The following is a 13,439-nucleotide window of genomic DNA, read 5'->3' as shown; positions in this document are numbered from 1 at the left end:
AGCAAGTAGCCTAAAATCGTAGAAGCACGGGGTACACGGCACCCCGCCAACACCCCACCAGAAGGTACGACCAGAAGGAGCACCATGGCCCGCGAGCGCACCCCCTATTTCAAGCGTTACCCGAAGATTGTGCGCGCCAAGCGCATTGTCCTGCCCATCGCAATCGGCGTGATGCTGGTGTGCCTGGTGACCGCTATCAACAACCCCGGCAGCTTCTGGTGGCTGGGCGTGATGCTCGGCACCGGCGGCATGCTCTGGGCTGGCTCCCCGACGGACCGCCCCATCAGCGGCCCGAATAATGACGAAGACGATTTGAACCGCTACCTGCGCTAAGTTCCGTGTGGCGTTGGGTTCCCGCCCGCGCTAAGCGCCGGTTTACAACGCACACACGCGAACCGTTAAACACGAACGCCCCGTCCCTCAGCTTCATTGTGAGGGGTGGGGCGTTTGTGTGTCATGAATAAAGGCGCTGGTTCATCACTGCACCAGCCGTGTGTGCTCATCGGCGATTCCTAGTCTTCGCCGTAGCGTGCATTCGTACCTGTACTGTCATGTACTTTGCACGTCTTGTGCTTAGGAGAGCTGCTTGATGATGGTGTCAGAAACTTCGCGCATGGACAGGCGGCGGTCCATGGAGGTCTTCTGAATCCAGCGGAATGCTTCCGGCTCGGTCAGGTTCATCTTGGTGATGAGCAGCGACTTTGCGCGGTCAACGAGCTTGCGGGTCTCGAACTGGTCGCGGATAGTGCCGACTTCCTTCTCGAGAGCACGAATCTGCTCGTAGCGGCTAATTGCCACCTCAATGGCGGGAACCAGATCGTTCGGGGAGAACGGCTTGACGACGTACGCCATAGCGCCTGCCTCAACGGCACGGTCAACGAGTTCCTTCTGGCTGAATGCGGTCAGCAGAACGACGGGAGCAATCTGCTCCTTAGTGATTTCTTCGGCTGCGGTGATGCCGTCCATAATCGGCATCTTCACATCCATGAGGACGAGGTCGGGGCGGTGCTTCTGCGCTAGCTCGACAGCGGTCTTGCCGTTATCGGTTTCTGCAACAACATCGAAACCCTGGTCCTTCAGAATTTCGACGATGTCGAGGCGAATCAATGCCTCATCTTCAGCCACGACGACGGTGCGAGCGGGACCCTGCTCCTCCGCCTGGTTTTGAGTGGTCAGCTCTGACATTACTCTTCTCCTTTATCAAATTTGAATCACTTAAAGTCTACAGGAGGGAATAAATGTTCATCTACTTTCTCGCCTTGTCCCGGGTGTGTTATATGCGTCCTATGTGCATGTGGGAGGAGTTTTCTTTCGTCATTTTTGAGCCACCACGCAGATTTTGCATCTTAATGCATGTTTTTGTTCTATACTGCTCATAACTGTGAAAACAAACCCGCACGACATAGAGATACGCGGCGAAATTCACACCTAAAACATAGACCCGAAAATGACTCTGACATGCAATAACGCGTCATCGGGTTAGATACGAACGTAATAAACAAAATATTTATACCGAAACTCCATCACCTGCCAAAGAAGGCCGATACACTGAAATAGGTATTCTCCTCGACTTCTCCGGCACTCGCATTTGACCGACCATACTCGATACCCGGAGGGGATTCATGTCAATCACCCGTCAAGCACGCACCCTGTACTCAGACTTCGTCGAGTACAAGGAACTCGATCGCGCCCCGCTGACTTCCATTCACCCCGGAATTCTCGTCGCCTTCGACTCCACCGCGCTTGCATGCCTCTACAACTACCCAACCCACATCAGCGACGAAATCCTCCGCGTCTACTCACAGCTGCGCGGACACGCCTTCCTCCCCCACCAGGCACTCAAAGAATTCTGGGCAGCACTCGACGGCGCCTCCCCCGTACCCGCCGCCGCAGACCGCGTCCGCTCAGCGCTCGCGTCCTTCAAAGAAACCCTTCCCGAAGAACGCAACTCCCCCTGGAGCGCGCTGCGTTCAGTCACGCACCAGCTAGACCACTCCATCGCGCAGATCATGAGGATTCTCGAGCCCACCACCGAGACCGGATCCATCAACATGGCACGCCGCGAAGACGACACGATTCTGCCGCGACTGAACCGCATCTTCACCGGACACGTAGGTGCGGCGCCCAGCCCCGAACGCCACGAACAGCAGTGCCGCGAAGCCCTCGAACAGGGCCACCCGCTACTCGCTAACGCCAGCTTTGACGCCGACTTCGCGCTCTGGAACCAGTGCGTTACCGAAGCAACCACTCGTGTGAAGGGCACCGACTGCGTCTTCGTCACCGGCGGTGTGCGCGACACCTGGCTACGCAACGGTCAGCAGGTACGCGCCGCATCGGGCGGCGAACCCGTACGTCAGCTCGCGAACCGTCAGCTACTGCGTGAATACGCTAAGGCAACCGGAGGCGGCGTATTCCGCATCTACACGGTTGAGGAGATTCTGCGGCTCGCCTCCGAGCAGTACGGTGTGACCGTCAGCGACGCTACCTATAATGCGATTCGCGCGGAACAGCCCGTAGCTGTGTAAATCGCCGTGCACAGTCACCGTTGAGAATAATCCCACCACACCACACCCACCACCATTAACCGCGAGAAGCCACATGTGTTTCGAACACATGTGGCTTCTTAGCGTCTGCGGGCAAGGTGTCTACAGAATCAAAGTAGGGCGCGAAAACCTAGTTCTCACGGCTGGCGCGGTACAGCTCAGCGGCGCGCCCCTCCAAAGACTCGTCATCACCGAGCATCAGGTAGCACAAGTACAGGGTGAAAGCGGCGCGGCGGTCGGCGGCGAGCGTCTCCGTGTTATCACCCTCAGGGGTGCTGAAAGCAATAACGTCATGCGCCTGAGGCAGGGCGGCGATCAAGTGCGCGGCGGTTTCGTAGCCGTCCTGGTCACCAGGCAGGGTGACGTAGTGCGGCTCCGGGTTGTCGGTAGTGTTTGCACCCGCACGAGCGGCGGAAAAGTTAGCCTTGAGGACGTCCTCAACACGGCTCATCAGCTCAGCATCGGGCAGGGTGAGGTCATCCGCATCGAACGCAACGTGGATGCCGTTCAGAGTCTCGTAGGGGTGCTCACCCGCGTAGTATCCGGCGGCAAGAACGTAGCCGGTGAGTAGCTGCGCCTCGGCGGCGGTGAAGGTGCCGCGCGCCTCACGCAGGGCGGGCAGCAGAAGCTCGGCCAGGAGCGGGTGCAGGGACTCGGGGGCGTTCGCGATAGCCTCCTGCAGGGACTCTTCCGCCTCCGCGGTGGGCTCGGCGTTGAGCAGGGTCAGGAAAGCCTCATCGGTGCCCTCCCAGTAGCGGGCAATCAGCACAAGGGTTGCAACGAGTGCGAGAAGTTCACGGTAGTCGCCGGAACGGTCAGCGGCGAAAGTGTTAGCAACAACGCGGGCGAGCATGCGCGCGGCAATGTTCTCGAGGATGTACTCGTCGTAGGCGTTATCGCCGGGCCAGTTTGCGGGGTCGGGAAGGTAGGTTTCGTCCAGGTACCACAGCACAGGTTCCAGGGGTACGGGAGCGTCCGCCGCAAGGTCGGGGCAGCACTGCTCAACCCAGCTGTTCACGGTAGCCTCGTCAGCGATGCCGGTAGCCTCAGCCAGCTGGGTGCGCGACAGGCTGTACGGCGCAACAAGCTGGGCGAGGTCATCGCACGCACCGTTGGAGCGGTAGGTAGGCCGGTAGTTGGGGTCGGGAAGAGTTCCGGGGAGGTTGGTGGCTGCCATGGTAGCTCCTTCGCTGAGGTTCGGGGTGAATTGGGTTGTATGGTGTGCGATGCGCGGGGCCGCCTGAGGGGTCGGCACATCTTCTAGTTTCAGAATATCCCAGAGCCCCGCATCGTGTGCTGCCCGTCGTCATTACCCGCCCACTAACCGCGAAAAGCCACATGTGTTTCGAGAAGCCACGTCTTTGGTGGCTTTTCGAAACACATGTGGCTTCTCGGCGATTAATTAGAAGTTCAGATCTCCTAGGTGGCCGGCAACCTCATCCACAACATCCGTAAACACAGCGCCGACGCGCTCAATCACCGGGCGGAAACGCAACAGCTTACCGCGAATCTGCACCTTCAGCTTAGCCTTGCCGGTGTTATCCGCCGCATCCAGAGCCGCAGCATCCGCAACGGAGTCCTTCAGCTGGCGAGCCAACATGACAAGCTCCTCCTCAGTGAGTACCTGAGTCAGAATGTCGATTGCGCACAGCTCGTCGTAGACTCGCACCTCGCGAGCAGACAGGCCCAGGCGGCGGCCACGTTCGGCGTCATTCTCAGCCTCGGTAGCCAGCGAGCGAACAGCGAGCAGTAGCTCTTCAAGCTCCTTGCTGCTCTTATTCTCAAAGGCGTTGTAGCGCTTGAGCAGCTCTTCCAGACGCTTCATGAAGTAGACGACTCGTGCCTGCTGGCCTTCCAGGGAGTTCTGAATCTGCATGGTCACCAGGTCGGCGGCGTTCTGAGCTACCAGAGCGGCCGCATCCGTGCCGGACAGCTGCTCGATTGCCGAATCGGTCAGCTGACGCAGGTCGATAGCGCTCTCACCGTTGGCATTCACCGTGATGATGTTGGTGCCACCGGTCTCCACGGCCTCGTTGAACAGGCGTTCCATCTGCTTCTTGATTTCTTCAGCGCTGATGGTCTGTTCGAAGGCTCGGTTGGTCAGGCGGCGGTTCTTCACGCCCTTGTGTACTTCACGCAGGAATTCGAGTCGCGCAATCATGGCCGGGGTCAGGGCCTTAGATACTTCCTCCTTGTCCTTGAGGGGAATGAGCTGTCGGTACAGGTCGATGATGTGGCTCAGGAGCTTAGAGACCTGCGGTGCATCACCATGAGGTGCGCGTTCCGCGTCCTGCTCGTAACCCAGGATCTTGCTCTGTACCAGGGTCAGCATGCGTTCGTATTCCCGCGGGTCTACGCCATTTCCGCGGCTTTCAGCCATGGCGTACCAGTCGATGCCCAGGTATTCGGTGAGCTGCGCGTAGGAGGTCTTGAAGTCTTCCAGCAGCTTCTCGCCGCGGGTTACGGGGTTGAAGTTGACCTCTTCACCACCGGTGGCGTACTGCTTCAGGGCCTTGCGCAGGTTGGTGTGCAAGGGCAGGAAGCCAACAATCAGACCGGACTGCTTTTCCTTGTAGGTGCGGTTGATGCGGGCGATGGTCTGCATCAGGTTGTGTTCCTTCTGCAGACGGTCCATGTACATGGTGTGCAGTACGGGGGCGTCAAAGCCGGTGAGCAGACGATCGGCCACCACAATGATTTCCAACTGGTTTTCGGGATCCTTGATGCGACGCTCAACCGCACGGGAATCGGCCTTGTTGCGGCGGAAGGGTGCGAGCTCCTCCGTGTCGCTCGTGGTACCGGAAATCAGCACCTGCACGCGGCCACCGTTGATGTCTTCGGGGCCTTCGGGGGCCCAGTCGGGACGCTTCTCGATGATTTTGTGGAAGAGTCGCACGGCGTGCTCACGACCGGAGGTAACCACCATGGCCTTGCCGATGCCGCCGCTCATTTCTTCACGCATGAGCTCGCGGCGTTCTTCCCAGTGCTCGACAATGTTCTTCGCGACCTCGTCCAGACGCTCGTCAGAGGCCAGCAGCTTCATAATCTGGGTCTGCTCAAGCTTGGTCTTATTGGCCATTTCGAGTTCCAGCGCATCAGTCAGCTCCTCAATGGACTGGCCGATTTCTTCGCTGCCTTCAGTGGTTGCCATCTTAATGTGGCGCGGCTGGTAGAGCAGCGGGACAGTTGCGCCTTCTTCAATGGCGCGGTCGAAGCCGTAGGTGTGAATGTAGTCGCCGAAGACTGCGGTGGTGTTACCGGTCTTGTTGTCGATGGGGGTGCCGGTGAACGCGATGTACTTGGCGTTGGGCAGGGCGGTGTTGAGGTTGTGTGCGTATCCTTCCAGGGTGTCGTAGTGGGAGCGGTGTGCCTCGTCCACCATGACGATGATGTTCGAGCGGTCGGAGAGCTGCGGGAACTTCTCGTCGGGGTCTTCCATGCCGAACTTCTGCAAGGTTGTGAAGAAGATACCTCCGGACTGGATGTCGTTCAGGCGGTTCTTCAGTTCACGGCGCGAATCGAACTGGACGGGTTCCTCGGGGAGCATGTCCTTGGCGTTCAGGAAGGTCGTGTAGAGCTGGCTGTCCAGGTCGGTGCGGTCGGTGACCACGACGATGGTGGGGTTGTGCAGCGCCTTTTCACGCATGGCGGCGCGGGCGAAGAACAGCATGGAGTAGGACTTGCCGGAGCCCTGGGTGTGCCAGACGACGCCTACCTGTCCCCTGCCGGTGTGGGTCTTCACGGTGCGGTCGAGTGCCTCGCGGACGGCGTAGTACTGGTGTGCCTTGGCGAGGATCTTGACGTAGGACTTGCTGCCTTCTTCGCTGCCGGTGCCTACGAAGAGGGTGAAGTGGCGCATCATGTCGAGCAGAATTTCGGGGGTTCCGAAGGCCTGGATGATGCGGTTGAGCGGGGTGCTGTGCTGGCCGTTATCGTCGTGGTAGGTACCGTTGGGGGTTTCTGCACCTTCGGCGTTGTAGTTCCACTGGGCGGTGTGCGAGAGCGGGGTGCCGATGGTGCCGTAGCGTGCGTGGTCGGCCTGCCCCATGATGGTGACGATGTTGTAGATGAATGCCTGCGGGATTTCACGCTGGTAGGTGTTCATCTGGTTGTAGGCTTCGGTGAGCTTCTTGTCCTGATCTTTGAGCTCGATGATGCCTACGGGCAGGCCGTTGCAGTAGAGCACCACGTCCAGGCGGTAGGTGCGTCCGCTGGAGAAGACGGTGACCTGCTGCGCCGCCAGGTAGGTGTTCTGGGCGGGGTCTGCGGATATGACCTGCAGGTTGCGGGTGCGCAGGGTGCCGTCGGGTGCCTTCATTTCCACGGGGATGCCGGCGCTCATGTAGCCGAGAGCTTCTTTGTTCTCAGCCATAATGTTGGCGCTGCGGCGGCGAGTCAGGGTGGTGTAGGCCTTCTGCACGTGGTCTTCGGTGGCGTCCGGGTTGAGGCGGCGCAGGGCTTCCTTGACCTCGCCGGGGATGATGAGGGATTCACGGGATTCACGGCCGTGACGGAACGCCTTGTAGTTGGGCAGAATCGAGTCCGGAACGCGGGTTGCCCGTACGCGCTCTTCGTAGGTGGTGTCTGCCTGAATACCGGATCCGTTGGTTAGCTCCCAGCCCTTATCTGCGAGTTCAGAGAGGACGCTCAGTTCCCAGTTCTTTTCAGCCACGGTGGCTCCTTTCGTTGCTGGTGTCTTGCACCTTGCATGTTGTGTGAATACTTTGCCTGTGTGCCGGTTGCTCATTTTCTGTGGTGAGCTGTGCGGCGTTGTATATCTCTAGAATGCCTGATGACGAGGGGGAATGTCGTTATTGTGTTTTACCCCGGGGTAAGCGAACGCGCTGAGGTGCTGGGTTGATTACCCCGGGGCGCACTGTTGAGGGGAGTATCCGGGCAGTTAGTGGGGCTGTTCCTCGTCGGATTCTCCTGGAGTGGATTCTTCTGAAGTGGCCATTTCAGCCGCCAGAGCTTTCAGGGCTTGTCGGATTCGCGCAGCTTCTTCTGCCTCAAGGCGTTTCCGCTCAGCATCGGCCTCCCAGGTGGAGCGAAGGTCTAGGCGATTAGCCATGAGGTCCCGTTCGTAACGTCCACGGACGGCACGCACATGCTGCAAGGCTTCAGCCAGGGCGGCTTCCACCTCGTCGAAGGCGTTGAGTTCCTGGGTGAGGTAGCGTGCGACGGGGTGGGTGACGTATGCATCCGCGTTTTCGGGTGCGTCACCTGTAGCCTCGGAGTTTTCGGCTTCAGCAACATCAGGCTTTTCGCTGAACCATTCAAGGTCATTGTTGTTCCACGCCAGACCGTCAATATGGGGCAGCGGTTGCTTCTCCCAGCCCTTGATATCTGTGCTGGTCTTGCGCTTTTCGGGGGCAAGGTGGGTGCTGATCCTGAGGGCGGTTCCTTCGGCTAGGCCGTTGAGGAGCGCTCGCAGAAGGTGCGCGAGTAGCTGGGCGCGCTGAACGTATTCGCTGGTGGCGTGCAGGCTGGAGCGGCTGGGGGTGTAGTGGCGGAATCGGAGCACGGTCATGCCCGGGCCGATGGCCTCTCCCCCGTGTTCGCTCAGGTAGACGGCAGGACCGCCGTAGGCCTGGTCATAGGCGGGGTAGATGACAATGTCGTTGGCTTGGGTGAGCTGCGTGCCTTCGGTCAGGTCGAGCGCACGCAGGTAGTGGCTCTCAGCGGGCAGCACACCGTAGCGTGCGTAGTGGCCAAGGGCGTGCGCATCGAGAACACGGATGCGTTTCTTGTTGTTTTCGACGTCGCCGTAGCGTGTGCCGGTGATCTGGCGGCCGGTGATTTTGGTGAGTACTTTCTCGGTTTTGATGAGCTGGTTGATGGTGATGTCGTATTCTTCGCCGTGCGGAATGGACCGTTCGTCTTCGGGGGTGCGAAGGTGCGGCACGCTTACGGGCAGGCCGGTGGGGAGAGTTTCGAGGAGGGCGGGTAGGTCTCGAGTGAGGCTGGTGAGTAGGCTGAGGCTTTCTTCGGGGGTGTTGTTGGAGACCGGGTTAATGTGCAGCTCGTCGAAAGAGGCATTTTTAAGCGCGTCAGAGGCTACGATGACGCCGCGAATGATGTCTTCGGAGCCGATTTCTCCGCGTTCGAGGTAGCCGCGGGCGGTGTTTGCGACGAGTTCGGCGGTGGGAGTTAGCACCGGAGTATTGGAGGGTTCGGTGAGGGTGTAGAGTTTCTCGTCGTCGAGGGAGCCGAGGTAGACGGATCCCTGGGGTTTGCTTCCGGGCGCGAAGATGCTGAAGAGGCCCAGGCCGAGGCGGGTTTTGGTGTTGACTTTGAGGTGTTCGGGGCCGAGGTCGATGACGGCGCGTAGGCGCATGCCGTGGTTGCCGGGCTGCACGGTGATGGCGGTGAGGAAGTCGTCGACGAGCTTGTCTTGGCGGGTTTCTTCGCCGCGGTGTGCGGCTTTGAGGTGGCGGCCGAAGCCTGCGAGTACGTCCAGGGGTGCGAGGACGGCAAGATATTCGCCGGCGCGCACCGGGTAGGTAATGGCCCCCTCTGTACCGATGCCTTCGTCAACGGTGTAGGCGAGGTTCTCGAGGGCGGCCCAGGCTTCCTCTTGCTGTTCGGCAAGGTTGTCGGGGGTGCCCGAGGGGGTGTCGAGCGGCAGGATGATGAGGTGGTTGGCAGGCGCCTCGGGCAGGGTTGCTGCGGGGTTGGGGGGCCTTTTCCGGCACCGTGCTGCTGGTGGTTTTCCTGCCGGTGGCGCGGCTCTGTTGTTCGGCCCAGCGTTCGGCGTGGTAGAGGTCTGCGGCCTGCTGTTCGGCGGAGTCCTCGTCGGTAAGAAGCAGGTAGCAGAGGTAGAGGGTGAAGTCGGGTCGGCGTTCGTCCGTCAGCGCGCCGGTACCGTTGCCGCCGGTGGCGCTGAATGCGATAGCCTGGTGGGCCTGGGGCAGGTAGGCGACGAGGTGCGCGGCAGTTTCGTAGCTACCGTACCCTCCGTGCAGGATGAGGTTACGCCGGTCGGGTTCGCTACCGCCGAAGGCGAGGTCGTGGTGGGTGGTGTAGGAGCCGGCGTTGAGGAAGTCGGCTACGTAGCGGATGAGCTCGGCGTCGGGCAGGGCGTTGGTGCGGTCTGCGGCGGCGAGTGATGTGTGGATGCTGTTGAGGGTTTCGTGCGGGTGGGCGCCTGCGTAGTATCCGGCGGCGAGCGCGTAGCTGGTGAGGAGCTGCGCTTCGTTCGCGGTGAAGGTGCCTCGGGCGGCGCGGAGTGCGGGTACGAGCAGTTCGGTGAGGATGGGGCGCAGGGCTTCGGATGCAGATTCGATGGACTGCTGCAGTTCTTCTTCGGTGTCTGCGGTGGGCTCGGGGTTGAGCAGGGTGAGGAAGGTTTCTTCGGACCCTTCCCAGGAGCGTGCGAGGAGCACGAGGGTTGCGATGAGTGCGAGGAGTTCGCGGTAGTTGCTGCTGTACGGGTGATCGGTGCTGAAAGTGGCGGCTACGACGCGGGCAAGCATGCGCGCGGTGATGTTTTCGAGGATGTACCGGTCGTAGGGGTAGCTGCCGGGCCACTTTTTGGGGTCGGGAAGGTGCGTCTCGTGCAGGTAGCGCAGGATGGGCGCGAGGGGCACGGGGGCGCCCTGCGGGAGGTTGGGGCAGCACTGTTTGACCCAGGTGTTGACGGTGGGTTTGGTGGCGATACCGACGGCTTCGGTGAGCTGGATGCGTGAGAGGCTGTAGGGTGCGACGAGTTCAGCTAGGGCGCTGTAGGTGGAGTTGTTGGGCCGGTAGACGGGGCGGTTGGTGGTTGCCATGGTAGCTCCTTTGCTGAGGCGGTCGTGAAGTAGGTGATTGCGTGGTAGCGGGATGGCACGCCCTGCCCGGTCGGTGTGAACCAACCGGGCAGGGCGGATGCGACGCTCCCCTAGCGTCTAGCCAATGAGGCGCTTAATGAGAGCGTCACGGGTTTCAGCAAGCTGAAGGTTCTCTTGTTCAAGAGAGAAAATCTCTTGTTCAACACTTGTTAGAAAATCTTCTACGCCGTTAGAAATAGCAGTCTCACTGAACGGTATATCCAGCTCGGAGAGACCCTTTTTATTAATGGCACTAAAAATTGTTCCTTCACCCTCGAATTTCTCCCAGAGATTAGGATTAGTTTTCAGAGTGTAGAAAAGAGTATTTTCCTGGCCACACGATGAGCGAATAGCTGCCAGACCTCGCCCAACACAACATGCTTCAACCGAACGATTAAGAGCACCAATCGGAGCACGAACACTGAACAGAATATCCAGCGGTTCTGCCATTCGAGTTGCAGCAGTTGTATATGTGCGCGGTGTGGGGTACCTGAATCCAAAATCTTTTTTACCTTGGAAAAAGAGAACTCCAGAACCCTCAGTGTTTAGAGTCTCTCCCTTCGGAGATTGACCCATAACTATATGAGCAATGTCATTAAGTTTCTGAGTTTTTTGAACTGACTTTAGATACATACGGGTTGCTGCCTCCCCCAAGGAATCTAGTGTCTGGATGAGGCGGGTGTTTGCTTCGATTTTGTCGTCGAGCGAGCCCAAAATCCCGGCAATCCGCTCCTGCTCCTTCAAAGGGGGAAGCGGAATCTCAAAACTCTCAATAATTCCCTTAGTCAAGGCATCACGAGTCGAACCATAACTAAGCCCCAGAAGCTCATCCTTAAATGCAAAAATTGATTTTTGCAGAAATATTTCATTCACCAGGGATTTGTTAGGGCGAATAATGCATACATGCTGATTAACGTATGCCTCCCCCAAATCTTCATTAACTAAAGCCGAACGACCGATAGTAGTATTGCCACTACCAGTGATATTCAAAAGAGTATCTCCCTTTTGAACGAGAACGCTCTTTAGCTTTGCTGTCAATTCTTCCGGCACATGCGCAACGTCAGACAGGTCCAGTTCATTATCAAGAACATTCTGCGAACGAATAACCATGGGGCCTTCATCAACATACGATGATTTACCGCCTCTTGGAGTAGAACCAGATCCAATCTTTGTCGTTATATCCCCCAGCTTAGCGATAGTCCACCCCGCATCACGCTGAGCATCCGACAGTACAGCCACTACAGCTCACCGCCCTCAAGGTCCAGCGAGGCCAGCTGCTCACGCACGACCGCGCCCAAACGCTCCGACTCAGCGAACTGATCCAGCAGCTGCTCACGCAAACCGGCAATACGCGCATCCAGCTCCTGGGCGCTCTCACCCTCAGACACAGCGCTACCCACGTAGCGGCCCGGAGTCAGCACAAAATCCTGCTCCCGCACATCCTCAAGCGACGCCGAGAAGCAGAACCCCGCCTCATCCTCATACACGCCAGCAGTCGGCTCCTCGCCAGCCTTCACCAGCGAACCATCCGCATGATACATCGACGGCATACCGCGCCACGCACACCACGTATTCGCAATCTTCGCGATATCCTCCTCAGAGAACACACGCTCAGTACGAGACACCATATGGCCCATCGAACGGGCATCCATAAACAAGATCTGGCCCGAACGGTCCACAGAACCATTCACACCGGCAGACTTATCCTTCGACAACAACCACACACACGCCGGGGAGCTCGTCGTCGTAAACATATTCGGCGGCAACACCAACACAGCAGCCACCGCATCGCCCTCAACCATGGCGCGACGAATACCGCCCTGACCACCCGTATCAGCAGTCAACGAGCCATTCGCCATCACCACAGCAGCCGAACCCTTAACATCCAGCTTCGACCACACATGCTGCATCCACGCAAAATTCGCGTTATTCTTCGGGGGAACGCCAAACACCCAGCGCGGGTCATCCTCAACCCGATGCCACTCCTTAATGTTGAACGGCGGGTTCGTCAACACATAATCAAAACGCTCACCCGGGTGCGAATCCTCAACGAACGTATCCCGCCAGCGGTCACCCACCGAACCATCAATACCGTGAATCGCCAGATTCAGGCGCGCCAAACGCCAGGTCGCCTGGTTACGCTCCTGACCATAAGCGAGCACACGCTGGTCACCCTTGCTGCGGTCATCAAACGCGCCGCCGGCACGGTGCACAAAATTATTCGACTGCACAAACATGCCACCCGAACCACAGCACGGATCATACACGCGGCCACTCGTCGGCTGAATCATACCCACCAGAGTATTCACCACGGTCGTCGGGGTGTAGAACTCGCCGCCCTTCTGACCCTGAGCACGAGCAAACTTACCCAAGAAATACTCATACACGAAGCCCAGAACATCCTTCGATGAAGAATGCTCACCGTCACGCACCGCCGCAAAATTTGCGTTCGACAGCAAGTCAATCACCTGCGCCAAGGTGCGCTGTTCCACCTTCTCACTCGCATACATGGGCTCCAGCGCACCACGCAGCGGAGGGTTCTGAGCCATAATCTCGTCCATAGCTTCATCAACCAACTCACCCACACGGTCACCCTTTGCCTGCTGCACCAGGTCAGACCAGCGGGCGCCGACCGGCACATAGAACGCATGACGAGCATGGTAGTAAGGCGGGTACTCCAACTCCTCCGCCAGGTCCTCGCCACTCAGACCATCCTCCACAGTCAGCATGCGGTAAACATCCTCACGGGCCTTATCGAAGGTGTCACCAATGTACTTCAAGAAGATCAGGCCCAGCATGAAGTCGCGGTAACCACCAGGCTCCATCGAACCGCGCAGAATGTCCGCGGACTTCCACAGCATCTCCGCCAACTCAGCCGGAGTAGTAGGGGCACCCGACCCCTGAGATACAGGCGCTTTCGCCATTATTGTGCCTTTCAACGTCACCGGGGGTGGACCCCAGATGTCCTCAATGTAAGTGTCTAACTATCTATTATCCCTGCTGGCCGGAGGTGAGGTGGCCGGGGTGGTCATCTCCCCCTCCTCCCCTTTCTTTCCGCCGAGAAGCCACATGTGTTTCGAAAAGC

9 protein-coding genes are annotated in these 13,439 nt (G+C 58.8%); 2 read left to right on the top strand and 7 right to left on the bottom strand.

Going from position 1 to position 13,439, the window contains the following annotated elements; all coding sequences use genetic code 11:
• Positions 1 to 84 precede the first annotated feature (84 nt).
• A complete protein-coding gene (locus HMPREF2971_RS04020) occupies positions 85 to 333 on the top strand; it encodes a hypothetical protein (RefSeq protein WP_005506231.1) in 249 nt (82 codons plus the stop codon).
• 240 nt (positions 334 to 573) lie between these two features.
• Here HMPREF2971_RS04020 and HMPREF2971_RS04015 read toward each other — a convergent pair whose 3' ends face one another.
• Positions 574 to 1,185, bottom strand: a complete 612-nt coding sequence (locus HMPREF2971_RS04015; RefSeq protein ID WP_049353145.1) for an ANTAR domain-containing response regulator — start codon at positions 1,183 to 1,185, stop codon at positions 574 to 576.
• A gap of 437 nt (positions 1,186 to 1,622) precedes the next feature.
• On the opposite strand from HMPREF2971_RS04015, the gene HMPREF2971_RS04010 reads away from it, so the two are divergent.
• Entirely contained in the window at positions 1,623 to 2,525 is a 903-nt protein-coding gene (locus HMPREF2971_RS04010; RefSeq protein WP_049361962.1) for a PIN-like domain-containing protein, read from the top strand.
• 148 nt (positions 2,526 to 2,673) lie between these two features.
• Here the strand turns inward: HMPREF2971_RS04010 and HMPREF2971_RS04005 are convergent, their stop codons facing one another.
• The 6 genes from HMPREF2971_RS04005 to HMPREF2971_RS03980 all read right to left on the bottom strand — a co-directional run bounded on the left by HMPREF2971_RS04005 (position 2,674) and on the right by HMPREF2971_RS03980 (position 13,278).
• Complete coding sequence (locus HMPREF2971_RS04005; protein ID WP_070691506.1) at positions 2,674 to 3,720, bottom strand: glycosyltransferase; 1,047 nt, start codon at positions 3,718 to 3,720, stop codon at positions 2,674 to 2,676.
• 225 nt (positions 3,721 to 3,945) lie between these two features.
• Positions 3,946 to 7,215 (bottom strand): type I restriction endonuclease subunit R, encoded by a 3,270-nt coding sequence (locus HMPREF2971_RS04000; RefSeq protein ID WP_070691502.1) that lies wholly within the window; start codon positions 7,213 to 7,215, stop codon positions 3,946 to 3,948.
• Positions 7,216 to 7,443: 228 nt separating this feature from the next.
• The gene (locus HMPREF2971_RS03995; RefSeq protein ID WP_070691499.1) at positions 7,444 to 9,039 is read right to left on the bottom strand and encodes a hypothetical protein; all 1,596 of its coding nucleotides are present in this window, start codon (positions 9,037 to 9,039) and stop codon (positions 7,444 to 7,446) included.
• A 37-nt stretch (positions 9,040 to 9,076) separates the two neighbouring features.
• Positions 9,077 to 10,315: a hypothetical protein gene (locus tag HMPREF2971_RS03990; RefSeq protein ID WP_070691497.1), complete on the bottom strand. Its 1,239-nt coding sequence runs from the start codon at positions 10,313 to 10,315 to the stop codon at positions 9,077 to 9,079.
• 117 nt (positions 10,316 to 10,432) lie between these two features.
• Entirely contained in the window at positions 10,433 to 11,593 is a 1,161-nt protein-coding gene (locus HMPREF2971_RS03985; protein WP_083314075.1) for a restriction endonuclease subunit S, read from the bottom strand.
• On the bottom strand, positions 11,593 to 13,278 hold the full coding sequence (locus HMPREF2971_RS03980) for a type I restriction-modification system subunit M (protein WP_070635293.1): 1,686 nt from the start codon (positions 13,276 to 13,278) through the stop codon (positions 11,593 to 11,595). The genes HMPREF2971_RS03985 and HMPREF2971_RS03980 overlap by 1 nt, the downstream gene beginning before the upstream one ends.
• Positions 13,279 to 13,439 lie beyond the last annotated feature (161 nt).

Origin of the sequence: Rothia sp. HMSC066G07 (assembly GCF_001814485.1) — a bacterium.
GTDB lineage: Bacteria > Actinomycetota > Actinomycetes > Actinomycetales > Micrococcaceae > Rothia.
This window is presented reverse-complemented; position numbering and strand designations above follow the sequence as displayed.